The sequence below is a fragment of the Empedobacter sp. R132-2 genome (assembly GCF_030324375.1).
Taxonomy (GTDB): Bacteria; Bacteroidota; Bacteroidia; order Flavobacteriales; family Weeksellaceae; genus Empedobacter; species Empedobacter falsenii_B.
Map to the genome: position 1 here is coordinate 1 of NZ_JACAGG010000021.1, position 23,335 is coordinate 23,335.

Consider the following 23,335-nt stretch of genomic DNA (forward strand, 5'->3'; position numbering starts at 1 on the left):
GTACTGTTACTTACGGGAGAGTAGGTCGTCGCCAGTTTTTATTAAAAGCCTCAAGATTTATTTCTTGAGGCTTTTTTGTGTTTATGGATTTCGCTTTAGGCTGAAGGCTGTAAGCTTAATGCATCTTCAAACTATGTTCTATGAAACAAGAAGCTTGCTTTCATCCAACAAGAAGCTTCTAATTAGTCAACGAGAAGCTTCTTCTTTATAAAAAGGAAGCTTCCTTTTTCAACTAACTTAAAATTTACTACTTATAACTCGAAAATACCCCTATTTCCCTCAAGTGGATATTTTAACTTCTACTTCTATTCCTGTAAGTCTTAAATCTTATGTCTTATAAATTATAACTTATCACTCAAAACTTACAACTTACAACCCGCGTTAGGGATAGTACTGTAAATCCTTTTGTAGAGATTGGATTTTCCTGTAATCACTTCCAATTTTCTTCTACAAAAGATTGCAACGGATAGCCCGACCGAAGGGAACGCCATAATAATTAAGCTTATTATTATGTTTCATTAATATTTGTCCATATACTATAATTTTAGTACATTGAAGAATAATTTAATTTTGAATAAAATTTTATTTATTCAGCAAGAGGTTTTCTATCTCTTTATATGTTGTAATCATTAGATTACACATTCTATTCTGTTTTACACAATTTTTATAGATGTTTTTTTCTATATCAGGTCGTTTCAGGCATAAAAATCAATTACTATTGAGAGATAGTTGAGTAGTTCATATAAGTTTAATTAAAAACAATTCATGAGTTTAAAAGTAGGCATTATCGGGGCTGGACCAAGTGGTTTGGCAATGTTAAGAGCATTTGAGTCAGAAGAGAAAAAAGGTAACAAAATTCCAGAAATTAAATGTTTTGAGAAGCAAGACAACTGGGGGGGAATGTGGAACTACACTTGGCGTACAGGAGTAGGTAAATACGGAGAGCCATTGCATGGCAGTATGTATAAATATTTATGGTCGAATGGACCAAAAGAATGTTTAGAATTTGCAGATTATACATTTTCTGAACACTTTGGTCAAACAATATCTTCTTATCCACCTAGAGAAGTATTATTCGATTATATAGAAGGAAGAATTAAACAAAGTAATGCGCGAAAGTACATTCAGTTTAATACCGTTGCAAGGTGGGTAGATTATGTAGAGGATAAAAAACAATTTCGCGTTGTTTTTGATGATTTAAAGAAAAATCAAACTTTCGAAGAATATTTCGATTATTTAATTGTCGGAACTGGACATTTTTCTACACCAAATATGCCTTATTTTAAAGGGATCGAGAATTATACAGGAAATGTAATGCATGCGCATGATTTTCGTGGAGCTGATCCATTTAGAGGTAAAGAAATTTTATTGATCGGTAGTAGTTATTCGGCAGAAGATATTGCGGTACAATGTTATAAACACGGAACTAAATCGGTCACAATTTCTTATCGTACAAATCCAATTGATTGTAAATGGCCAAATGGAATAGAAGAATTGCCTTTGGTGACACATTTTGAAGATAAGAAAGCATTTTTCAAAGACGGAACATCAAAAGAGTTTGATGCAGTAATTATGTGTACAGGTTATCAACACAAATTTCCGTTTTTACCAGATAATTTGCGTTTAAAAACCAAAAATTGTTTGTATCCAGAAGGAATGTATAAAGGTGTAATATCAGATGTAAATGCTCAATTGTTATTTTTGGGAATGCAGGATCAATATTACACATTTAATATGTTTGATGCGCAAGCATGGTTTGCACGTGATTATATTTTGGGACGAATTAATTTACCTTCAAAAGAAGAAATTCAAAAAGATATTCAGAAATGGATTGATTATGAAAAACAATCGATTTCTGCTGATGATCATGTTGATTTTCAAACTGATTATTTGAAGGATTTAATTCATTTAACTGATTATCCTATGTTCGATTTGGATAAAGTTGCTAATATGTTCAAATCTTGGTTAAAAGATAAAGAAGAAAATATTTTAACTTATCGAGATAAAACCTATACCTCTGTTATGGACGAAACGAAAGCAGAAAAACATCACACACCTTGGATGAAAGAATTGGATGATAGTTTAGAACGCTATTTGGATGAAGATCCAATTGATGAAAAGCAATTAGAAAAAACAAATTATTATTAATATTAACAAAAAGACTAACAAATGTGTTGGTCTTTTTTTATTTTCGATTGTATATTTAAACATCGTTAAAAAAGAAAAGTGTTTATTTTTGACAGAGCACAACACAATATGATTTAATACAATAGAAATGGAGATTCAATATTTTTTCGAATTATTTGGTACACTTTTTTTTGGAATTTCAGGCGCTTTAGCAGCAGATGAAAAATCTGGTAACGATTGGTTTGGTGTAACCTTTATTGCTTTCCTAACTTCAATTGGAGGTGGTACAATTCGTGATATTTTACTTTCCGTTGAAATTATGTGGATAAAGGATGTTAATCTTATTTATGCAGTAGGGATTGGTGTTATTTTAGCGGCAATTTTCTATGAGCCTCTGTTGAAACTTCGTAAAACATTTATGCTTTTTGATACGTTAGGAATTGCTTTATTTACGATTGTTGGTTTAGAAAAAGCTCTAAATCTTGGAATTCATCCTGTAATTGCACCTGTAATGGGAATGTTTACGGCGGTTTTTGGATCCATTATTCGCGATATGATGTTGAACGAAGTTCCTATTATCTTCAAGAAAGAAATTTATGCGTTTGCATGTCTTTGTGGCGCAGTTATTTATATGATTTTATGGAAATTGGGACTTGATCGTAACATCAATTTCTTTTTTTCGGGCGCTGTAATTGTCGCAATTCGTTTGACTGCAATTAAGTACAACTTATCATTACCGAAATTCAAAAGCCATTAATTTATAGATTCGTATCTTAGCGAACTAATTTTTTATAGATGGAAATTCAATACATTTTTGAATTATTTGGGACGGTTGTGTTTGCTATTTCTGGTGCTTTAGCTGGAGATGAAAGACAAAAACATGATTGGTTCGGAATTGCTTGTTTTGCTTTTATAACGGCTGTTGGTGGCGGAACTTTACGCGATCTATTTCTTAACAGTTATCCGTTAGTTTGGATAAATGATATGAATGTCATTTATGCAGTTTTTGTTGGAATTTTATTGGCAGGATTATTTTTCAAATATTTTTCACGATTAAGAGTAACATTAATGCTTTTCGATACTTTAGGAATTGCTTTGTTTACGATAGTTGGTTTAGAAAAAGCACATTCTTTGGGCGCAAACAATTTTATTTCTGTAATGATGGGAATGATGACCGCTGTAATGGGTGGTATGTTGCGCGATGTTTTAATGAACAGAACACCAACAGTTTTTGTAAAAGAAATTTACGCAATGGCATGTATTGCAGGTGGAATAATGTATTTGGTTTTTGATAATTTCGGATTAGATCGAAATATAAATTTCATTGTTTCAGGAGCTATTATTGCGACAATTCGTATTGTAACGGTGAAATATAAATTGTCTTTACCTAAATTTTATTAAGCATGCAAAAAATACCATTTAATCAAGAAAATTGGACAGGAAGAATTGATTCTGAAGATGGAGAATTAGGTTTAAGAATTCATCAAGTAATTTCTAATTATGATAATTTTCAGTCATCATCCGTTCAACCAAAAGTATTATTAGGATTTTGTTCGGAAGAAGGTGTTAAACGGAATAAAGGTAGAATTGGTGCGAAAGATTCACCAGATTTGATTCGAAAAAGTTTAGCGAATTTGCCTTTACATTTTTCCGAAACTGATTTTATTTTTGATGCTGGAAATATTCATTGTAATGATAATAATTTAGAATCTGCACGTGAAGAACAAATCAATCAAGTGGATAAAATCATCCAACAAAATCATTTTCCGATTGTAATTGGAGGAGGACACGAAACGGCTTTAGGAGATTTTTTGGCTTTAGCAAAATCATACAAAAATATTGGAATTATCAATCTTGATGCGCATTTTGATTTGAGAACGCCAAATCCGCAATCAACTTCTGGAACGCCTTTTTACGAAATGGCCAAGTATTGCGAAGAAAATGAAATAGGGTTTAATTACATTCCAATTGGTATTCAAGAATTAGGAAATACAAATGCTTTATTTCAGCGCGCAGAAAATTTAGGTGTTAATTTTATCATGGCAGACGAAGTTCATCTTAATTTGAATAAAGTGATAGATGATTTGAAAACGATTCTTCAACAATTTGATGCGCTTTATGTTTCGTTGGATATGGATGTTTTTGATGCAGCTTATGCGCCAGGTGTAAGTGCAACGACAATTAATGGTTTGACTCCTTTTCAGGTTAAATATATTTTGAAGGTTTTAATGAACTCAAATAAAGTGAAAATATTTGATTTAGTTGAATATAATTCGCTTTTTGATGTTGATAACTCGACAGCGAAACTCTCTGCACAAATGATTTACGAAGTTTTAAGACATTAATTCTGAAATATTTTACAATATTTTGTAACCTTTTTCAGTTATCTGCGTATACATATATAGTGGTGTTGATAAAATGCCAAAAGAAATCGATAATAATCATTAATAATAGGAGGGTTTTAGTTAAATGAGACAGCTTAAAATTACAAAGCAGGTAACAAATCGTGAAACTGCGTCGTTGGATAAATACTTACAAGAGATTGGTAAAGTAGATTTGATTACAGCGGAGGAGGAAGTAGAGTTAGCACAACGTATCAAAGCAGGAGATCGTGTTGCCTTAGAAAAATTAACAAAAGCAAACTTACGTTTCGTGGTATCTGTTGCGAAACAATATCAAAATCAAGGTTTAAGTTTACCAGATTTAATTAATGAAGGAAACTTAGGTTTGATAAAAGCTGCACAACGTTTTGACGAAACGCGTGGTTTCAAATTTATCTCTTATGCGGTTTGGTGGATTCGTCAATCTATCTTACAAGCATTAGCAGAGCAATCTCGTATTGTACGTTTACCATTAAATAAAATTGGATCGATCAATAAAATTAATAAAGCCTATGCTTTATTAGAGCAAGAACATGAACGTGCTCCATCTGCAGAAGAAATTTCTGAAGTTTTGGATATGTCTGAAGGTGATGTAAAAGAGTCGATGAAAAACTCTGGTCGTCACGTCTCAATGGATGCACCATTAGTAGAAGGAGAAGATTCTAACTTATACGATGTATTAAACATTGGTGAATCTCCATCTCCAGATGTACAATTGATGATTGAGTCATTACGTGTAGAGATTGAACGTGCATTGCAAACATTAACGCCTCGTGAAGCTGATTTAATTCGTTTATACTTCGGATTAAACGGTCAACATCCAATGACGTTAGAAGAAATTGGAGAAACGTTTGATTTAACAAGAGAACGTGTTCGTCAAATTAAAGAAAAAGCAATTCGCCGTTTAAAACATACTTCGAGATCTAAGATTTTGAAAACATATATCGGACGATAATAAAAATAAAAAAATCCAGCCAATTGGTTGGATTTTTTTTATAATAATTTTCCGCTTAGTAAAATTGCAGCAATTGTAAAATAAATAATCAATCCTGAAACATCAACCAAGGTTGCGACGAAAGGCGAGGATGCTGTTGCGGGATCAAATCCAATTTTTCTCAAAATAAATGGAACTAAAGATCCAGAAAGTGTTCCCCATAAAACAATGACGATTAAAGATAAAGCGACTGTTAAAGCTACATATAGCCAATATTCTCCATAACTATAAATTCCAGTTTTTTGCCAAATTAAGATTCTGATAAAACCAACAAATCCTAGAATTGCACCTAAGATTAATCCCGAAGCAAACTCTTTCTTCATTACATACCACCAATCTTTTAGTTTCAATTCACCCAAAGCCATTGCTCGGATAATTAGTGAAGCCGCTTGAGAACCAGAATTTCCACCACTCGAAATAATCAATGGAACAAATAAAGCCAACACAACCGCTTTTTCGATTTCTTGGTCATAATAACTCATAGCAGAAGCAGTAAACATTTCGCCAATAAATAAGATAACCAGCCAACCTGCGCGCTTTTTGATTAATTCCGCAATAGGTGTTTTAGTATACGAAACATCCAATTCTTCCATACCTCCAAATTTCTGAATATCTTCTGTATCACGCATTTTCATACGATCCAAGATATCGTCAAATGTTACAATTCCGACCAAAACATCATTTTCTGTCACAATTGGCATCGCAGAACGATCGTATTTATCAAAAACTTCTAACGCATCTTCTAAAGGAGTTGTCGTCTTGATTGAAACAAAATTATGATCGATTAAATCTTCTACTTTAGTATCTTCATCAGCCAAAAGAATTTCGCCAATTTTTAAATCATCAATCAATCTATTTTTTCCATCAACAATAAAAATATACGTTAATGTTTCGGCTTTTTTTCCATACTTTTTGATGTGAGCCAAAACTTGTTTTACTGTATAATGTTCTTTTACCTGAATATAATTTGGTGTCATTAAACGTGCAATCGAATCTTCTTTGTATCCAATCAAATTCAGTGCTGTAGCACGTTCTTCAGGATTTAAAAGATTAATGGAATGTTTGATTAATTGATCTGGGAAATTTTCAAAAAGTTCTGTTCGGTCATCAGGATCAAGATTGTTCAAAACCTCGGCTAAATCTTCGTCCGTCAAACTTTTTACAATTTCGTACTGAATATCGGGTTCAAAATAGGAGAATACTTCAACTTTATCATCATTCAAAAGCGAGTAAAAAGCGATGTTTCTTTCTTTTACGTTCAGTGCAGTTAATTGTTCGGCAATATCTGCTGGATGTTGATTAAGCATATTATTTTCCATAAATTTGTTGTTTTTATCCCAAGCTGCAAATTAAGTCTTTTTGAGATGAGAAGAAGTATAGATTGGCTACTTTTAAGCTAATTTTAATATAGAAAATCATGATGAACAAAGCTGATCAAAACCAAATGAAAGAATATATAAAATCTATGGATGTAGATGACAGATTCGTTGGAATTTGGTCTGGAACTGATCATGGGAAATTTTTTAAAGGAGAAACAAATAGTTGGATGGTCAATAGAAAAGCTGACGGCACAATGACGGTTAACTTTAAAACGATTTATAGTGATGATCGTGTAACTTTTTCTGAAGACGAAGGTGTTTGGTGCACGATTGGTGATGAATATTACGAGTTTAGAGATTCTGATGAGATGGCAGATATTTATACTTATATTTTTATGTCAAAAGATTCGATTCATTTTATCATCAACGAAGAATTGAAAGACGAAGAACCTTATAACTTTATTGATAATCGAGTTTTCTTGGATTAAAAATAATTTTACTGAATCATTTTTTCAGTTATATTCGTATTGAATTAATTAACACTGAAAATGAAAAGACTAATATTTACTTTCTTATTATCATCTTCTCTTTTTGCTCAAGAAAAAGCAACAGATTTGATTTCAGCACATATTAATGTTTTGGGAGTTGGAGCAAATTATGAGAAAGCCATAACAGATAAAATTACAATTCTTGTTAATTTAAATTATTCTACAATTAATTTTACAGGTTCAGATGATGGTTTGGATATGGATTTCACAGTAAAGTTAGGATTAGAAGGTCGTTATTACTATAATTTTGATCGAAGAAGTTCAAAAGGAAAATCTACTTTAAATAATTCTGCAAATTTTATAGGATTGAAATTTGACTATTATACAGATTGGTTATCAACATACCAAGGGATGGGAAAAGATGATGATTTTGCAAAACTTGTGGTGAATTATGGAATTAAAAGAAATTTTGCTAAAAAATTTTTTTATGAATTCAATTTTGGAGCAGGAATTTTTATAGATACTTATTATCCTTTTAAATATTCTATTAATGGTTCTGATTGGATATATTCAGATAAAGAAACATACATCGACTTCTTACCTGAATTAGGTTTCAAATTTGGTTATAATTTCTAAAAAAATATAAATCGTTGAGTTTTCAACGATTTTTTTATTTCATTACCTTTGCACCACAAAATACAAACAAACAACAAATAAGATTATGCCAATAGTAGCACCATCAATTTTAGCAGCCGATTTTGGGAATTTAGCAAAAGACATCGAAATGGTTAATAATTCTCAAGCCGAATGGTTTCATTTAGATGTAATGGACGGCGTTTTTGTTCCGAATATCTCTTACGGAATGCCAATTATCGAGAAAATAAATTCGTTAACAGACAAAGTTTTGGATGTGCATTTAATGATTGTTGATCCAGATCGTTATATTTCAACTTTCAAACAAGTTGGCGCAGATATTTTGACTGTTCATTACGAAGCGTGTACACATTTACATCGTACAATTCAGGCTATAAAAGCAGAAGGAATGAAAGCAGGAGTGGCGCTTAATCCGCATACACCAGTATCTGTTTTAGAAGATGTGATTAATGATTTAGATTTGGTGTTAATTATGAGTGTTAATCCAGGTTTTGGAGGTCAAAAATTCATTGAAAATACTTACAACAAAGTTTCTAAATTGAAAAAAATGATTACAGAAGCTAATGCAAATGTGATCATCGAAATTGATGGAGGAGTTGGAGTACAAAATGCATCAAAATTGGTAGAAGCTGGTGCAGATGCTTTAGTTGCTGGTTCGGCAGTTTTCAATGCTGAGGATCCAACAGCATATATCGCGGAATTACAAAAAGCTTAATAAAAATAGTATTGAGATGTGAGAAATTAGAATTGAGAAGTTCATATTTTTCCTTCAACTATTTAAACAAATAATAAAAAACTGAATCAGAAATGATTCAGTTTTTTTGTTGATTAATCCTGAACTTTTTTCAGGATCCTCATCAAGTTAATCAAACAATTTTCTTATTAAAATCTTAACTTTGTTATATGAATTTCTCTAAAGACAACCAAAAAAAGATTTATACGATTGATGAAATCAAAGATAAAATGGCAAAATATTGTCTTTATCAAGATCGTTGTCATTGGGAAGTAGAGAAAAAACTTCGTGATTTTGATTTGATTCCGGAAGCGAAAGATGAGATTATTTTTAAGCTAATTCATTACGGATTCCTGAATGAAGAACGATTTGTTCATAATTTTGTTCGAGGAAAAGTCAATCAAAAAATGTGGGGAAGAAATCGTCTTCGTCAAGAATTAAAAATGCGTCAAATTGACCAAAAATTAATCGAAAAAGCATTTAAAGAAGAAATTGATTTGGATAAATATTGGAATAATTTATTGCATTTAACGCATAAAAAGTTCAATTTATTAACTTCTGAGCGAGAATCTTTCAAGAAAATAAACAAAGTAAAAGCATATTTAGCGTACAAAGGCTACGAGTTCGATTTGATGAATGATGCTATCGAAACAGTGAAAACAAAAGAGTAATACAATTCATCCGTAAAATTCGACAATTCGGTCAACTATTTTTAAAATTAAAAACGACTTCACTTAATTTTATTCCATAATAAATAAACACATTATGGAAAATTTAGTCAACATCATTATTTACATTCACGCATTTTTTGGAGGAATTGGCTTGGTTGCTGGAACAGCTGTTATGATTATAAAAAAAGGAAATTCGACACACAAAAAAGTGGGAAAAATATTTTCGATTGGTATGTTAGTCAGTTCTGTTCTTTCGTTGATTATTTGTGCTTTTCCAAATCACCACAATTCTTTTCTTATAATGATTGGTATTTTCACGATTTATATGATTTTGATCGGAAATAGAATTCTAAATTATAAGCGCAAAAACTATTCTAATAATTTGGATAAAATCATTTCTGGAGCAATGTTTATCACATCTATTGTGATGATTGTTTTTGGATTACTTCCACTTTTTACAAGCAATGCAATTGGATTATTGTATTTAATTTTTGGGTTTTTAGGAGGATTTATGTCTTATCGAGATTTTGTTTTTTACAAGAATCCAGAAAATTATAAAAAATGGACAATGAATCATGTTGGAAAAATGGTTGGCGCTTATATCGCTTCAGTAACAGCGTTTTTGGTTGCAGGCGCTGGATTTGGAGATAATATTTATTTTTGGATTGTGCCTTCAATTATCGGAACGATTTATATTTTTTCTTGGTCAAAAAAACTAAATAAAAAAGTTGCAGTGAATTGATTATCTTTAATCAAAACACTTATATGAAGAATTTATATTTTTTACTCTTATTCATTCTTTTTGTTCAATGTGAGCAACCGAGCAGTCAATCTGCTAAAGGTTGGGAAAAGAAGAATGAAATAAAAGCAGATTCAGTTTTTAAAGATGAGAATGTAAATGAAGTTATTGAACAAGCTATTGATATTACAAAAAGTAATCATATACCAATTAGAACAATCTCTCTCTTTTTCGCAAAAGAAAAATTTTATTTATATATTTCTTCGACTGGACAAGACTGTTCAATAGGGAATTATTATACATTACCAATTACTATTCAAAATACAGATTATACTATTCTTTTAGATAAAAATGAAGTATTAGATGAATATATCGATATCTCAAATTTAAATTATATCCCTTTAGATAAAGAAAAAATAACATTCTGTTGTGAAATAAAAGGTTACGCTTTTCGATTTCATAAAGATGAAGAAGGAAAGTATCAATTAAGAGAGTTGGAGCATTTTTATAATTATACGGATGATTTTGTTTTAGAAGAAGATAAAAAATATTTTCCTATTCAATATGAGGAAATTCTAGAACCAGAACCATTTATTCATCCTAATGATGTAAAATAAAAAAACGAATTTCGAAACTCGAAATTCGTTCTTACTATTTCTAATATTTACCTAATTCGTTTTCAAATTCTTGCAGATAATTCGCCAAATGAAAACCATCTACAAAACCATGATTCGCCTCAACCGAAACAGGCATATACATTTTATCGTTTTGCGTATACGCTTTTCCAAAAATAATTCGCGGAATAGATTCTCCCGTTCCAAAGTTACTTGGTTGTGTTAGACCTGTAAATCTCGACCATGGAAATGTAGAATGACGAACCAAGCCAATGGTAATTTCTTCATTTTTGATATGCAAACCAACCGAGTTTTCTACACTTTGTATTTGCTCTTGAAGTTGCGCGTTAAATGCATCAAAATCTTCGGTAAAATTCATCAATGCAAAACCAAAAGTTCCGTCTTTTCTTCCAATTGTTGTTCCGCAATCTAAATGATCGTACACAAAAATTTCATCATCTTCGATGCGATATTTAAACTCATTAATCTTATTTTCTGCCAACATCGAGCAATGTAAATAGACTGCGAAAAAAGACAATTTATTTGCTTTGGCAAATTTGTACGTTTTAGAACATTCAACCTCCGCAACAACTCCGACATACGGATTATCCATTTTCGAGAACATATTAAAATGCTCTATACGATTCCAACCTTCAGGATTAAATTTCTGTTTCATTGCTGCAAAGTTAAAAATAGGATTTACAATTACTTCAATCTTTTTTGTTGATATGCATCACCAATTACATTCAGAGTTACGCCTAGAATAATCATAAAAATTCCTAAAGCTAAACTCAGCGAAAAATCTTCACCAAACATCATAACACTTACAGCAACGGCAACCACAGGTTCTGATGCGCCAAGAATAGAAGTGGCTGTAGAACCAATATTTTTAATCGCATAAATCAATGCGATGCTCGAAACAACTGTCGTAACAAACGCAAATGTAAAAAAGTTGAAGGTTAATTCTAATGATGGTAAAATGAAGGATTCTTTGTGAATAATCATTTTTGTTGCGTAATAAATCGTTGTAAATAGAAACGAATAAAAGCTTAATGTAAAGCCTTTTATATCTCGTACTTTCGATTTGTTGACTGTCACAATATATAATCCGTAACCCAAAGCACTAATAAAAACAATTCCTAATCCGATTGGATTTAGCTCGAATTTTCCTTCTTTAAAACTTAATAAAATTACACCAGCCAGTACAAAAACAATGGCTACAATAGTTGAAATTGTAATTCTTTCTTTGAAGAAAACAGCCATTATGATGGCAACAATCAACGGATAAACGAATAATAATGTGGAGGCAATTCCAGGAGTTAAATAATCATAACCTAAAAATAAAGCATCCGCTGAGATTCCGTACAATAATCCTAAAATGATTAAAAATGGAATCTGTTTCACATCTATTTTGAATGATTGTTTTTTGATGAATAAATATGTTCCGACAATCAATGCAGAAAAAAAGAATCGATAGAATAATGTAGTATCCATCGAAAAATTTGCCTGTTTTATAGGTAGGATAAATAATGGAATTAATCCATAAGATATGGAAGAAATTAGTCCATATGCGTAACCTTTGAATTTCATTTTTAATAGAAAAAACGAAGTTCTAATTTCGAACTTCGCATTTGATTAGTATTTATTAAAATTTATTTTCTCGTAAAATCTAAATCTTGGAAGTCGTAACTAAAATCTGTTAACGGAGAAATGGCCTTCATTTTGAAACCTGTCATTTTTCCATCTTTTATTTCTGCATAAACAAAAGCGTCTGCATGGAAATAACGATTGTACCATTTTACTGCAAACGTATTGTCTTTGTAAAAAAGCATTTCACCAGTTAATTGAGGTGAACGTTTCGATTCGAAAATGATTTTTCCTTTCTTTTCATAAATTACAACATCACCAAACCAATTGTCCTTATACGTTCCGATTACACTTTTTGAATCAAATTTGATGGCTTTATTTTTTTGATTTGCTTCAATTGTTTTCCAAACTTCATCAGTTATAACATCGGCTTCTTCCACATTTTTCTTCATCATATCATCATACGTTTTTACCCAATCTGTAGATGGATTTTTTAAGTAAAAATCTTTGATTGTATTCGAAATTGCTCGGAAAGCTGCACCCGATTGTTGGTTAGTCAAAATCACAATTCCTAATTTTTCTTGAGGATAAAACATCGTTTGTGTTACAATTCCTTCCAATCCACCAGTATGCGAAACTTCCAATTTTCCGTTCATATCCTGCAATTGCCATCCCAAACCATACGCTTTGAATAATGAATTATAAGGTGGAGTAGTACGATTTGGTTGTAAAGTTTGTGGTGTAATCATTTCGTTCATTTGTTTTTCCGAAATAATTTGTTTTCCATTCACTTTTCCTTTATCTAAATTGAATTGCAACCATTTTGCAAGATCATCTACATTCGAATAAATTCCTGCAGCTGCATCAAAAATGGTGTTCGTATAACGATCAATCACTTGTAATTTTCCGTCAATTGGAACGTGCGGATTAATTGCATTTTTCTTGTCTTTTAGCAAATGCCAATTCGCTGCAGTATTCGTCATTCCAATTGGTTCCAACAATCTTTTTGTTACAAAATCTGTCCAAGATTGCCCCGAAACTCTTTCAATCACAACTCCTGCAATAATGTATAATAAATTATCGTAATCATATTTTACACGGAAATCTGAAACTGGTTTTAAAAACTGAATATTAGAAATAATATCTTTTGGAGTGAAATTATGTCCATCAGGCCAAACCATCAAATCTCCAGCACCCAAACCTAATCCACTTCGATGCGTTAATAAATCACGAATTGTAAACTCTTTGGTTACATAATCGTTGTACATCTTGAATTCAGGAATGTGCGTAATCACTTTATCATCCCACTTTATATTTCCTTCATCAACCAAAATCGCCAAAGCAGCTGCTGTAAAAGCTTTCGAGTTAGAAGCAATGCCAAAATTTGTATTCGACTGAACTTTTTCTCCCGTTTTAAGAGATTTTACGCCATAACCTTTCGAATGCACAATTGTCCTGTCTTTGATAACCGCAACAGACATTCCAGGAACATCAAATGCTTTCATTGCATTTTCTGTGACTTTATCAATAGCTTGATTCGAAATATTTTGTCCAAAAGCTGTAAAAGAAGCTAATGTAATCGTTGATAAAAGTATATTTTTCATGTGTGAATTTGAATTTTACGAAGTTAGAAATTTTTATTCATCAGCTTATAGCTTTTAATAAAATATCAAAAATAGAGGATGAATTAATTTTGAATGATTTAAAATTTTATAATAATCAAGTAGAAAGTAAATTACAATTAATTAAAAACATAAATTAGTTAAAAATAATTCAATGAAAATAGCTTTCTTTTCGTCTAAGCCTTATGACAAAACTTTTTTTGAGGCTGAAAATAAAAATTACGGTTTTGAACTTAATTTTTATGAAACACATTTAGGTCCGCATATTGTAAACGCGATTGAAGATGAGCATGCTGTTTGTGTGTTTGTGAATGATAAAGTGAACCGACAAGTTATTGAAATTTTAGCAAAAAAAGGCGTTAAAATTATTGCATTGAGATGTGCTGGTTTTAATAATGTCGATTTGGAAGCTGCGAAAGAATTTGGAATTAAAATTTGTCGTGTTCCTGCATATTCTCCCGAGGCTGTTGCTGAACATACAATGGCGATGTTGTTAACATTGAATCGAAAAACACATAAAGCTTATAATCGTGTTCGTGAACAAAATTTTGCATTGAACGGTTTACTTGGTTTTAATCTTTTTCAGAAGACGATTGGAATTGTTGGAACAGGAAAAATAGGAAAGGCTTTTATCAATATTGCGAAAGGTTTTGGATGTAAGATTATTGCTTATGATTTGTATCCAGATCAAGAATTGATGAATAATGGCGTGGAATATGTTGAGCTGGATAAGTTGTTTAAAACTTCAGATATTATTTCGTTGCATTGTCCGCTGACGCCAGAAAATCATTACATGATTAATCAAGAAACGATTGCGATGATGAAAGATGGCGTAACGATTATTAATACGAGTAGAGGTGGATTAATCAATACACATGAAGCGATTGAAGCTTTAAAAAATCATAAAATTGGTTATTTGGGAATTGATGTTTATGAACAAGAAGAAAAATTATTCTTCAAAGATTTATCAGCAGAAATTATTCAGGATGACATGATTCAGCGATTGATGAGTTTTCCAAATGTTTTGGTAACTGCGCATCAAGCTTTTTTTACACAAGAAGCGTTGGAACAAATTTCAGAAATTACGATGCGAAGTATTTCAGAAATTTTAGAAAAAGGTTCAACAGATGAGGTTGTGATGTTATAAATTATCTAAATGAGTGGATTTGAAACCATCATATTTTTTGAGACCAAATCCTAAAAAACGATCTAACGCAATATGAGCGGAAAAAATTAATCCAATCATTAAACACCATTCAATGTGTAAAAAATAACCAATGAGAATCAATGAAATTGTCGTAAAATAATTATGAATAAAATTATAAGATATTGCGCCAATCTTATTTCCAAAAAGATAACCCAACATAAAAATATCGGGAGCAAGAAAAAGAATTGCAAACAAAAACAAGGAATAATCAAGTTTATAATAGATGATTAGCGTTACAATTAAAATTGCTAATTGCTCTAATTTTAATAAATTTTTCATAATGTTGATGCTTAATTTATTAGTATAAATATTTTACCAATTGTTACAAAAAAAGCCGTTCATTAGAACGGCTTTTGGTATATAAAAAGAATTTTAATCATTCAATTTCAAAACAGCTAAGAATGCAGATTGGGGAACTTCTACACGTCCAATTTGACGCATTTTCTTCTTACCAGCTTTTTGTTTTTCTAATAACTTACGTTTACGAGAAATATCACCACCATAACATTTTGCAGTAACGTCTTTACGTAATGCTTTGATTGTTTCACGCGCAATAATTTTTGCACCAATCGCGGCTTGAATTGGAATATCAAACTGTTGACGAGGAATTAATTCGCGTAATTTTTCACACATTTTCTTTCCAATATTGTAGGCATTATCAACGTGAATTAAGGCAGATAAAGCATCTACAACTTCACCGTTAATCATGATGTCAACTTTTACCAATTTTGAAGCTTTCATTCCAGAAGGTGCATAATCAAACGATGCATATCCTTTTGAAATAGATTTTAATCGATCATAAAAATCGAATACAACTTCAGCCAAAGGCATATTGAAAATCATTTCTACTCTATGTTGAGTTAAATAATTTTGAGATTGTAATTCACCACGTTTCTCAATACATAAACTCATTACAGGACCTACGAATTCAGATTTTGTAATGATTGCTGCTCGAATATATGGTTCTTCAACACGATTTAATCCTGATGGATCTGGTAATTCAGATGGATTATGAACCGGAATCATTTTTTCTGGATCTTTTTCCAAGTACGCTTCATACGAAACGTTAGGAACAGTTGTAATTACCGTCATGTTGAACTCACGTTCTAAACGCTCCTGAATAATTTCTAAGTGTAACATTCCTAAGAATCCACAACGGAAACCGAAACCTAAAGCAGCAGAAGATTCAGCTTCAAAAGTTAATGAAGCATCATTCAAACGTAACTTTTCGATAGAAGCACGCAAATCTTCGTAATCTTCTGTGTCAACCGGATAAATACCAGCGAAAACCATTGGTTTTACTTCCTCGAAACCATCAATAGCTTCGCTTGCAGGATTCTCAACTAATGTAATTGTATCTCCAACTTTTACCTCAGAAGCTTCTTTAATTCCAGAAATAATATAACCTACATCTCCAGTTTTAATGACTTTCTTCTCAACTTGATTCAGTTTTAACGTTCCAATTTCATCGGCACCATATTTTTTGTTAGTAGCCATAAATTTTACTTGATCTCCTTTTTTGATTTCTCCATTTACCACTTTGTAAAAAGCTTCAATTCCTCGGAAAGGATTATAAACAGAGTCAAAAATCAAGGCTTGTAACGGTGCATCTGGATCACCAACTGGTGCAGGAACTTTCTCGATAATTGTGTGTAACAATTCTAACACACCTTCACCTGTTTTTCCACTTACACGCAAAACATCTTCGGGATCACAACCAATCAAATCAACAATATCGTCTGTTACTTCTTCTGGATTTGCAGAAGGTAAATCGATTTTGTTCAAAACTGGAATGATTTCCAAATCATTTTCTAAAGCCAAATAAAGGTTAGAAATGGTTTGTGCTTGTATACTTTGTGCAGCATCTACAATTAACAAAGCTCCTTCACAAGCGGCAATCGAACGAGAAACCTCGTAAGAAAAATCCACGTGACCAGGAGTGTCAATTAAATTTAAAATATATTTTTCACCATCTTTTTCATATTCCATTTGGATGGCGTGCGATTTAATTGTGATTCCGCGTTCGCGTTCCAAATCCATATCGTCTAAAGTTTGATTTTGTAACTCACGATCAGAAATCGTGTTTGTTACTTGCAATAAACGATCGGCCAAGGTACTTTTACCATGGTCAATATGGGCGATAATACAGAAATTACGGATATTTTTCATATTCTATTTGTCGAATAGGCAAAAATAATCTTTTCCGTGCAGACTGCAAGTATTTTGAAAAATATTATGAATTATATTTTAATAAATTAACGAGAGTTGAAGTGTGTTTTTTACTAAAAAATAAATCTAGGCAATTATCCGATGAAAAAAAGTATATAATTTATCTTCTTTTACTAGACCAAATTTTTGTTTCAAACGATACTTTGTTATTCGTACACTTTTTGGTTCAATATTAAGAAGAGTTGCAATTTGTTTGGTGTCTAAACCAAGATAGATATACGAACAATATTTCAAATTAAGAGGTGTTAGTTTTTGCTTAGAATGCTCGTTTAGCGTTTTGAAAAAGTTTGAATGTAATTCTTGAATTCTAAATTTAGCACTTTCAAAATCATAATCCATTAAATTTTCTTCTCGCATAACTTGTTTTAAATTGATAGAAGAATCATTTCCATTTTTTTGTAGTTTCCGCTTGATCTTGATTGTACAAATCGATTGAATAATCAGTTGCTTTTTTCTGAAATTCAAATATAGCCGAGTCAACCTAAGTTTAGCATATTCGTTATTCCCATAATTAACGAAGCCTATATTATGTATTCAACAAAAGAAATTGTTTTTAATAATCTCTTTTGTGTTTATATGAATTTTAAACCTAATTTTATCCTTATGAAAATCAGCACAAAATGAGGAGATTACTATTTTTTGTTATTACTTTTTTTACATTTATTCAACTTTCTGCTCAAACGACTCGAAATTTGAATTTAGAGAATTGGACTTTTCAACAAAAAGGAGATTCAAAATGGCTGAAAGCTGAGATTCCTGGTTCTGTTCATACCGATTTGATGTTAAATAATATTATTCCAAATCCTTACAAAGACGTTAATGATGCAAAAGTGCAATGGGTAGAAAACGAAGATTGGAACTACAAAACTTCTTTTGATTTGACTGAAGCCGAACGAAAAGCGCAAAACATTCAGTTAAAATTTAATGGATTGGATACATATGCAAAAGTTTTTCTGAACGGAAAATTAATTCTGGATGCGAATAATATGTTTCGAATTTGGGAAGTTTCGGTCAAAGATTTACTGAAAGATAAAAATAATTTGCTCGAAATACAATTCAAATCGTCGCCTAATGAAGGAAAACGATTAGCAAATCTTCTTCCATATAAATACCAGAAGGTGAGCGTGTTTTTACTCGAAAAGCGCAATATCAGTATGGTTGGGATTGGGGACCAAGATTGGTAACGGTTGCGATTTATAAACCAATTGAACTTATTTCTTGGAATAATTTAAAACTGAATGACTTGTCTTATGAAATTGTCAAATTGGATAAAAATCAAGCGAAAGTAAAGTTTAAATTTATTATCCAATCGGAACAAAATACAGCTGTAGAAATTAATTTTAATCAGAAAATAATCACTCAAAAATTAACCAAAGGAATTAATCATTTTTCGATTGATGAAACGATTCACAATCCAAAATTATGGTGGCCAAATGGAATGGGCGAACAGTATTTATACGATTATCAATTCAAAATTAAACAAGGGAATGAACAGATATTTAAGTATTTAAAATTTGGTTTACGTACGATAGAATTGGTACAAGAAAAAGACGAAGTTGGCTCTAGGTTTTATTTTAAAGTGAATAGGGTTCCAACTTATATGAAAGGTGCAAATTATATTCCGCAAGATAATTTTGTTTCACGAGTTTCAAAAAATGATTATGAAAAGTTGATAAATAGTTCGGTTGAAGCCAATATGAATATGATTCGTATTTGGGGTGGTGGAATTTATGAGGACGATTATTTTTATGAATTATGCGACGAAAAAGGTTTGTTGGTTTGGCAAGATTTTATGTACGCTTGTGCTTTTTATCCTGGCGATCAAGATTTTCTTCACAATGTAAAACAAGAAACAATTGATCAAGTGAATCGCCTAAAAAATCATACTTCTATTGCGCTTTGGTGTGGAAATAATGAAATTGATGAAGCGTGGAAAAATTGGGGATATCAGAAACAAATGGGCTGGTCGAAACAAGATTCGTTGAGTATTTGGAAAGATTATCAAACGACTTTTCATCATATTATTCCGAATGTTTTAGATTCGATTTTACCAAAATCAGAGAATCGCTATTGGCCGTCTTCACCTTCGATTGGTTGGGGAAGAAAAGAAAGTTTGACGCAAGGAGATTCGCATTATTGGGGCGTTTGGTGGGGAATGGAACCGTTTGAAACGTATGAAAAAAAAGTTCCACGTTTTGCTTCTGAATATGGTTTTCAAGGAATGCCAACGTTGAAAACGGTGAAATCAATGTTTTCTGAAAAAGATACATTGAGTAAAAATTCTGCAATAATTTTAGCGCATCAAAAACATCCAAAAGGTTGGGAAACAATCAACGAATATATGCAGCGAGATTATGTTGTTCCGACCGATTTTGTGCAGTACAACTACGTTTCTCAATTGTTACAAGCACGCGGAATTCAGTTGGCAATTGAAGCACATCGACGTGCAAAACCTTATAATATGGGAAGTTTGTATTGGCAATTGAATGACGTTTGGCCAGTAACTTCGTGGTCGTCTTTGGATAAATTAGGAAATTGGAAAGCGTTACATTATCAAGTGAAAAGAAGTTTCGAAAATGTGCTAATTTCAGTAGAAAAAGAAGAAAATGTGTACAAAATTTATATCGTAAATGACTTATTGAAAGATTTGAAAGGAAAAGTAAAATTTTCTGTGGTAGATTTTAATGGAAATAAACATTGGACTAATGATAAAGATGTAATTATTTTATCAAATTCTTCAACCAAGATAATGGAATTAACTGATGAAATTTTGAAAGGAACTTCTTCAACTAAATGAATGTTAAAAATCAATAATATTTTTCTCCCTATTTTTAGTGAAATTTCACAAAGGATTTGGAAATGTGAATTTTATTGACTTAAATTTGCACTGATAAAAATCATAACGTATAACAATTTAATAACGAAGAAATAAAATGTTCAAAGAAACGACATATCAGTTTTTAGCTATTGCAACAGATTTTGCAATGAGCATTCTTCGTGCTTATAAATCGTAAATAATTTACTTATTATATCAAAAGCCCGGAGGATTCTTCGGGCTTTTTCTTTTATTATTCCATTCTAGATTCAGAATAACTTCTAAAAACTTCCGAAGAAGAAATAGTTAGCGCTAATTATTTCAAAATAATTATTTGCAATCAAATAATCCATTTTATGGAAGATTCAATTTTCTTTTCTACTCAATTACGAACAAAAAGAGCGAGGAAAAGAAGTGTAAAAACAACGAAAGAAAAAAATGTAAGAGAGAAATATAAACGTCAAAAAGAAATTTTTAAAGAACAAAAAGAAATTCCGCTTGTTCTTTTAAAAGAGCCGTGTCAAAAAGGTTTTGAGCGATATATTGTATTGAGAGAAGATATTAAAAAAGAAAATGAGATTGAGTTTTTTACTCAAATTCTAAAGAAAATAAATACTTCTCAATATGCAGAAACGCGAAAGTTTGTAAAAAAACGAAAACGAAACGGAAAGCGAATTTATGTTCAGAGAATTCAAGAGTTGAAACAATTGCAACCTTACGAATATTCAGGTCCGTATTCAATTTTGAATGATGAAGAACGTCTATATTTTGTGTGTATTCAGGTGTATGATCCCAAGACAAAACGTTTCAAAGGAATTTATGAATTTCTACAACCGTGGCGTTTTCGATTGATTATAAAACCAAATATGATTACGTATTACAAACCGCTTGATATTGATTTGAAGCGCGAAGAAGCGCAAATCGATCATTTTTTTGACAAGTATAAAAATCAAGGAATCCTTTTAAAGAAAATAGTTGGAGGAGGGTATTCGTATGAACGAAAACCAAAATTTAAAAATCCTTTTACAAAAAGGAAATTTTTTAATAATAAAAATTTAGCGATTGAAATCGCTGAAATGCTGATGGAAAAAGAACATCAGTTATCTAAAAGATATTAATCATGGGAAATAAAATCTCTGGAAAGGACTTTATAAAAATAGGCTTTCCAAAATATAATTCGATCAATATTGCAATTGGGCAAATTCATCGATACAGAAAAAAAGAAAAGAAACAAACGATTATTAACGAAGCAAAAGAAGTTTTACTTGAGCCAGAAAAATACATCGGTCACGGAATTTGGGGAAAAGTTGCGGAAGGATTAATAAAACCAGTTGAGGTTAGATTACAAGAATTAAAAACAACGCGTTCACCTTTTTCGATTTTTGGAGAAAATGAAATTGACGAGCAAGCAAAATTTCAATTATATGATGCATTGAAATTGCCAATTTCGGTAAAAGGAGCTTTGATGCCAGATGCGCATTCGGGGTATGGATTGCCAATCGGAGGTGTCTTAGCGACGGATAATGCGGTGATTCCTTATGGAGTTGGTGTGGATATTGGTTGTAGAATGAGTCTTTCGGTTTACGATTTGCCAGCTAGTTTTTTGAAAGGAAAATCGCATCAATTGATTCAGATTTTGCAAGATCATACCAAATTCGGAATGTATGAAACGCATAAACTAAAAGCGGATCATGAAATTTTTGAACGTTCTATTTTTGATGAAATTCCAATCTTGAAAAGTTTAAAAACAAAAGCTTATCAACAATTAGGAACTTCTGGTGGAGGGAATCATTTTGTTGAATTTGGGATTGTGAAATTAGATGAGGTAAAACCTGAATGGAACTTGATTCCAGGAGAATATTTGGCTGTTTTATCGCATAGTGGTTCGCGTGGTTTGGGTGCAAATATTGCAAAACATTATACGTATTTGGCGACGAAACAATGTCCACTTCCGAAGCAAGTTCAGCATTTGGCTTGGTTAGATTTGGACACGTACGATGGCCAAGAATATTGGGCAGCGATGAATTTGGCTGGCGAATATGCCAAGGCTTGTCACGATGATATTCACCGAAGAATTGCGAAAGCTTTGGGAAAACGTATCGTTTTTAACATCGAAAATCATCACAATTTTGCGTGGAAAGAAATGGTTGAAGGAACGGAACGAATTGTTCATCGTAAAGGAGCGACGCCAGCTGGAAAAGGAATTTTAGGAATTATTCCAGGTTCGATGACCGCGAACGGTTACATTGTTGAAGGTTTGGGAAATGAATTGAGTATTAATTCGGCTTCGCATGGTGCGGGACGAAAAATGTCGCGTGCGAAATGTAAATCAACAATTACTAAAAGTTTTATGAATTCACAATTGAAAGATGCAGGAATTGAGCTGATTGGCGGAAGTGTAGATGAAGCACCTTTGGCATATAAAAACATAAAAACGGTGATGAATTTACAGACTGAATTAGTGAAAGTGTTGGGAACTTTTACACCGAAAATTGTACGAATGGATAAATAATGATGAGGAAAAAAATTATTCAACTTACATCGGGTAGAGGACCAGCGGAATGCAATTTTGTGGTGACTAATGTTTTTAAAAAGTTTTCGGAAGCGTGCACAAAATCTGAAATTAAGTTTGACATAATTGAAAGAGAAATGGATAAAGATTTTCATCAACTTTCATCTGTGATTATAGAACTTGAAGGAAATGATTTAAACACGTTTTTAAAAACTTGGCTTGGAGCAATTTTATGGATTGGTAAAAGTCCATACCGAAAATTTCATCAACGAAAAAATTGGTTTATTGGTTGTTTTGAATTAGAAATTCCGAAAGAAAATTCAATCAATCCGAATGAAATTATATACCAAACAATGCGAAGCTCTGGAAATGGTGGACAAAATGTAAACAAAGTAAATTCGGCTGTTCGTGCGATACATCAACCAAGTGGAATTTCGGCTGTTTCGATGGATTTACGTTCACAACATCAGAACAAAAAAACTGCAACAACTCGTTTGTTATTGAAATTACAAGGATTTGAAACCAATAAATTGAAGGACTTGGTTCAAAAAAAATGGAATAATCAAACGTCTATTGCAAGAGGGAATCCTGTGAAAATATTCAGAGGAGATAAATTTAGTGAATAAAAAAAAGCCGCTCAATG

General features: G+C 31.7%; 24 protein-coding genes. 17 read left to right on the forward strand and 7 right to left on the reverse strand.

From position 1 onward, the window contains the following. Window positions 1-765: 765 nt before the first annotated feature. The 5 genes from HXZ69_RS10230 (at window position 766) to HXZ69_RS10250 (ending at window position 5,463) form a co-directional block, all read left to right on the forward strand. The gene (locus tag HXZ69_RS10230; RefSeq protein WP_221856503.1) at window positions 766-2,148 is read left to right on the forward strand and encodes a trimethylamine monooxygenase; all 1,383 of its coding nucleotides are present in this window, start codon (window positions 766-768) and stop codon (window positions 2,146-2,148) included. A gap of 127 nt (window positions 2,149-2,275) precedes the next feature. Then, complete coding sequence (locus tag HXZ69_RS10235) at window positions 2,276-2,884, forward strand: trimeric intracellular cation channel family protein (RefSeq protein ID WP_221856505.1); 609 nt, start codon at window positions 2,276-2,278, stop codon at window positions 2,882-2,884. A 38-nt stretch (window positions 2,885-2,922) separates the two neighbouring features. Next, entirely contained in the window at window positions 2,923-3,528 is a 606-nt protein-coding gene (locus HXZ69_RS10240) for a trimeric intracellular cation channel family protein (protein WP_286495872.1), read from the forward strand. Between the two features lie 2 nt (window positions 3,529-3,530). Beyond that, window positions 3,531-4,472 (forward strand): formimidoylglutamase, encoded by a 942-nt coding sequence (hutG, locus tag HXZ69_RS10245; protein ID WP_286495873.1) that lies wholly within the window; start codon window positions 3,531-3,533, stop codon window positions 4,470-4,472. 124 nt (window positions 4,473-4,596) lie between these two features. After that, window positions 4,597-5,463 (forward strand): sigma-70 family RNA polymerase sigma factor, encoded by an 867-nt coding sequence (locus HXZ69_RS10250; RefSeq protein ID WP_019975176.1) that lies wholly within the window; start codon window positions 4,597-4,599, stop codon window positions 5,461-5,463. Between the two features lie 38 nt (window positions 5,464-5,501). On the opposite strand, the gene mgtE is transcribed toward HXZ69_RS10250, so the two are convergent. Further along, on the reverse strand, window positions 5,502-6,821 hold the full coding sequence (mgtE, locus tag HXZ69_RS10255) for a magnesium transporter (RefSeq protein ID WP_125350025.1): 1,320 nt from the start codon (window positions 6,819-6,821) through the stop codon (window positions 5,502-5,504). A 98-nt stretch (window positions 6,822-6,919) separates the two neighbouring features. Here mgtE and HXZ69_RS10260 point away from each other — a divergent pair, with 98 nt between their 5' ends. The 6 genes from HXZ69_RS10260 (at window position 6,920) to HXZ69_RS10285 (ending at window position 10,723) form a co-directional block, all read left to right on the forward strand. Further along, the gene (locus HXZ69_RS10260) at window positions 6,920-7,309 is read left to right on the forward strand and encodes a hypothetical protein (protein ID WP_038332499.1); all 390 of its coding nucleotides are present in this window, start codon (window positions 6,920-6,922) and stop codon (window positions 7,307-7,309) included. 60 nt (window positions 7,310-7,369) lie between these two features. After that, window positions 7,370-7,945, forward strand: coding sequence for a DUF3575 domain-containing protein (locus HXZ69_RS10265; RefSeq protein WP_286495875.1), 576 nt, complete (start codon window positions 7,370-7,372; stop codon window positions 7,943-7,945). An 85-nt stretch (window positions 7,946-8,030) separates the two neighbouring features. Next, window positions 8,031-8,678: a ribulose-phosphate 3-epimerase gene (rpe, locus tag HXZ69_RS10270; protein ID WP_280036965.1), complete on the forward strand. Its 648-nt coding sequence runs from the start codon at window positions 8,031-8,033 to the stop codon at window positions 8,676-8,678. Between the two features lie 188 nt (window positions 8,679-8,866). Continuing rightward, window positions 8,867-9,367 (forward strand): regulatory protein RecX, encoded by a 501-nt coding sequence (locus HXZ69_RS10275; protein WP_221856512.1) that lies wholly within the window; start codon window positions 8,867-8,869, stop codon window positions 9,365-9,367. Between the two features lie 94 nt (window positions 9,368-9,461). Next, window positions 9,462-10,109, forward strand: a complete 648-nt coding sequence (locus HXZ69_RS10280; RefSeq protein WP_286495876.1) for a DUF2306 domain-containing protein — start codon at window positions 9,462-9,464, stop codon at window positions 10,107-10,109. Window positions 10,110-10,132: 23 nt separating this feature from the next. Next, entirely contained in the window at window positions 10,133-10,723 is a 591-nt protein-coding gene (locus HXZ69_RS10285) for a hypothetical protein (RefSeq protein ID WP_286495877.1), read from the forward strand. A 40-nt stretch (window positions 10,724-10,763) separates the two neighbouring features. Here HXZ69_RS10285 and HXZ69_RS10290 read toward each other — a convergent pair whose 3' ends face one another. The 3 genes from HXZ69_RS10290 to HXZ69_RS10300 all read right to left on the reverse strand — a co-directional run bounded on the left by HXZ69_RS10290 (window position 10,764) and on the right by HXZ69_RS10300 (window position 13,911). Beyond that, window positions 10,764-11,396: a CatA-like O-acetyltransferase gene (locus tag HXZ69_RS10290; RefSeq protein ID WP_286495878.1), complete on the reverse strand. Its 633-nt coding sequence runs from the start codon at window positions 11,394-11,396 to the stop codon at window positions 10,764-10,766. Window positions 11,397-11,425: 29 nt separating this feature from the next. Continuing rightward, window positions 11,426-12,310 carry a DMT family transporter gene (locus HXZ69_RS10295; protein ID WP_286495880.1) on the reverse strand — a complete coding sequence of 295 codons (885 nt, stop codon included), beginning with the start codon at window positions 12,308-12,310 and terminating at the stop codon, window positions 11,426-11,428. 62 nt (window positions 12,311-12,372) lie between these two features. Next, complete coding sequence (locus HXZ69_RS10300; RefSeq protein WP_286495881.1) at window positions 12,373-13,911, reverse strand: serine hydrolase; 1,539 nt, start codon at window positions 13,909-13,911, stop codon at window positions 12,373-12,375. A gap of 172 nt (window positions 13,912-14,083) precedes the next feature. Here HXZ69_RS10300 and HXZ69_RS10305 point away from each other — a divergent pair, with 172 nt between their 5' ends. Next, window positions 14,084-15,076: a 2-hydroxyacid dehydrogenase gene (locus HXZ69_RS10305; RefSeq protein ID WP_286495882.1), complete on the forward strand. Its 993-nt coding sequence runs from the start codon at window positions 14,084-14,086 to the stop codon at window positions 15,074-15,076. Here HXZ69_RS10305 and HXZ69_RS10310 read toward each other — a convergent pair. The 3 genes from HXZ69_RS10310 to HXZ69_RS10320 all read right to left on the reverse strand — a co-directional run bounded on the left by HXZ69_RS10310 (window position 15,071) and on the right by HXZ69_RS10320 (window position 17,722). Continuing rightward, window positions 15,071-15,415: a DUF4260 domain-containing protein gene (locus HXZ69_RS10310; RefSeq protein ID WP_286495883.1), complete on the reverse strand. Its 345-nt coding sequence runs from the start codon at window positions 15,413-15,415 to the stop codon at window positions 15,071-15,073. The two genes, HXZ69_RS10305 and HXZ69_RS10310, sit on opposite strands and share 6 nt — an antisense overlap. A 93-nt stretch (window positions 15,416-15,508) precedes the next feature. Then, window positions 15,509-17,305 (reverse strand): translation elongation factor 4, encoded by a 1,797-nt coding sequence (lepA, locus tag HXZ69_RS10315; protein WP_038332533.1) that lies wholly within the window; start codon window positions 17,303-17,305, stop codon window positions 15,509-15,511. A gap of 126 nt (window positions 17,306-17,431) precedes the next feature. Next, on the reverse strand, window positions 17,432-17,722 hold the full coding sequence (locus HXZ69_RS10320) for a helix-turn-helix transcriptional regulator (RefSeq protein ID WP_219035376.1): 291 nt from the start codon (window positions 17,720-17,722) through the stop codon (window positions 17,432-17,434). Window positions 17,723-17,985: 263 nt separating this feature from the next. Here HXZ69_RS10320 and HXZ69_RS10325 point away from each other — a divergent pair, with 263 nt between their 5' ends. The 5 genes from HXZ69_RS10325 (at window position 17,986) to prfH (ending at window position 23,318) form a co-directional block, all read left to right on the forward strand. Continuing rightward, the gene (locus HXZ69_RS10325; RefSeq protein WP_219035377.1) at window positions 17,986-18,549 is read left to right on the forward strand and encodes a glycosyl hydrolase 2 galactose-binding domain-containing protein; all 564 of its coding nucleotides are present in this window, start codon (window positions 17,986-17,988) and stop codon (window positions 18,547-18,549) included. Further along, window positions 18,474-20,162 carry a beta-mannosidase gene (locus HXZ69_RS10330; RefSeq protein ID WP_409450440.1) on the forward strand — a complete coding sequence of 563 codons (1,689 nt, stop codon included), beginning with the start codon at window positions 18,474-18,476 and terminating at the stop codon, window positions 20,160-20,162. Before HXZ69_RS10325 ends, HXZ69_RS10330 begins: the two co-directional genes overlap by 76 nt. A gap of 374 nt (window positions 20,163-20,536) precedes the next feature. Further along, on the forward strand, window positions 20,537-21,298 hold the full coding sequence (locus tag HXZ69_RS10335) for a hypothetical protein (RefSeq protein WP_219035379.1): 762 nt from the start codon (window positions 20,537-20,539) through the stop codon (window positions 21,296-21,298). Between the two features lie 2 nt (window positions 21,299-21,300). After that, window positions 21,301-22,692, forward strand: coding sequence for an RtcB family protein (locus tag HXZ69_RS10340; RefSeq protein ID WP_219035380.1), 1,392 nt, complete (start codon window positions 21,301-21,303; stop codon window positions 22,690-22,692). A gap of 2 nt (window positions 22,693-22,694) precedes the next feature. Beyond that, entirely contained in the window at window positions 22,695-23,318 is a 624-nt protein-coding gene (gene prfH / locus HXZ69_RS10345; RefSeq protein ID WP_219035381.1) for a peptide chain release factor H, read from the forward strand. The last annotated feature ends 17 nt before the right edge of the window (window positions 23,319-23,335 follow it).

Coding starts and splice junctions, on each gene's coding strand:
- HXZ69_RS10230 (WP_221856503.1), top strand. CDS start 766: ATGAGTTTAAAAGTAGGCATTATCGGGGCTGGACCAAGTGGTTTGGCA.
- HXZ69_RS10235 (WP_221856505.1), top strand. CDS start 2,276: ATGGAGATTCAATATTTTTTCGAATTATTTGGTACACTTTTTTTTGGA.
- HXZ69_RS10240 (WP_286495872.1), top strand. CDS start 2,923: ATGGAAATTCAATACATTTTTGAATTATTTGGGACGGTTGTGTTTGCT.
- hutG (WP_286495873.1), top strand. CDS start 3,531: ATGCAAAAAATACCATTTAATCAAGAAAATTGGACAGGAAGAATTGAT.
- HXZ69_RS10250 (WP_019975176.1), top strand. CDS start 4,597: ATGAGACAGCTTAAAATTACAAAGCAGGTAACAAATCGTGAAACTGCG.
- mgtE (WP_125350025.1), bottom strand. CDS start 6,821: ATGGAAAATAATATGCTTAATCAACATCCAGCAGATATTGCCGAACAA.
- HXZ69_RS10260 (WP_038332499.1), top strand. CDS start 6,920: ATGATGAACAAAGCTGATCAAAACCAAATGAAAGAATATATAAAATCT.
- HXZ69_RS10265 (WP_286495875.1), top strand. CDS start 7,370: ATGAAAAGACTAATATTTACTTTCTTATTATCATCTTCTCTTTTTGCT.
- rpe (WP_280036965.1), top strand. CDS start 8,031: ATGCCAATAGTAGCACCATCAATTTTAGCAGCCGATTTTGGGAATTTA.
- HXZ69_RS10275 (WP_221856512.1), top strand. CDS start 8,867: ATGAATTTCTCTAAAGACAACCAAAAAAAGATTTATACGATTGATGAA.
- HXZ69_RS10280 (WP_286495876.1), top strand. CDS start 9,462: ATGGAAAATTTAGTCAACATCATTATTTACATTCACGCATTTTTTGGA.
- HXZ69_RS10285 (WP_286495877.1), top strand. CDS start 10,133: ATGAAGAATTTATATTTTTTACTCTTATTCATTCTTTTTGTTCAATGT.
- HXZ69_RS10290 (WP_286495878.1), bottom strand. CDS start 11,396: ATGAAACAGAAATTTAATCCTGAAGGTTGGAATCGTATAGAGCATTTT.
- HXZ69_RS10295 (WP_286495880.1), bottom strand. CDS start 12,310: ATGAAATTCAAAGGTTACGCATATGGACTAATTTCTTCCATATCTTAT.
- HXZ69_RS10300 (WP_286495881.1), bottom strand. CDS start 13,911: ATGAAAAATATACTTTTATCAACGATTACATTAGCTTCTTTTACAGCT.
- HXZ69_RS10305 (WP_286495882.1), top strand. CDS start 14,084: ATGAAAATAGCTTTCTTTTCGTCTAAGCCTTATGACAAAACTTTTTTT.
- HXZ69_RS10310 (WP_286495883.1), bottom strand. CDS start 15,415: ATGAAAAATTTATTAAAATTAGAGCAATTAGCAATTTTAATTGTAACG.
- lepA (WP_038332533.1), bottom strand. CDS start 17,305: ATGAAAAATATCCGTAATTTCTGTATTATCGCCCATATTGACCATGGT.
- HXZ69_RS10320 (WP_219035376.1), bottom strand. CDS start 17,722: ATGCGAGAAGAAAATTTAATGGATTATGATTTTGAAAGTGCTAAATTT.
- HXZ69_RS10325 (WP_219035377.1), top strand. CDS start 17,986: ATGAGGAGATTACTATTTTTTGTTATTACTTTTTTTACATTTATTCAA.
- HXZ69_RS10335 (WP_219035379.1), top strand. CDS start 20,537: ATGGAAGATTCAATTTTCTTTTCTACTCAATTACGAACAAAAAGAGCG.
- HXZ69_RS10340 (WP_219035380.1), top strand. CDS start 21,301: ATGGGAAATAAAATCTCTGGAAAGGACTTTATAAAAATAGGCTTTCCA.
- prfH (WP_219035381.1), top strand. CDS start 22,695: ATGAGGAAAAAAATTATTCAACTTACATCGGGTAGAGGACCAGCGGAA.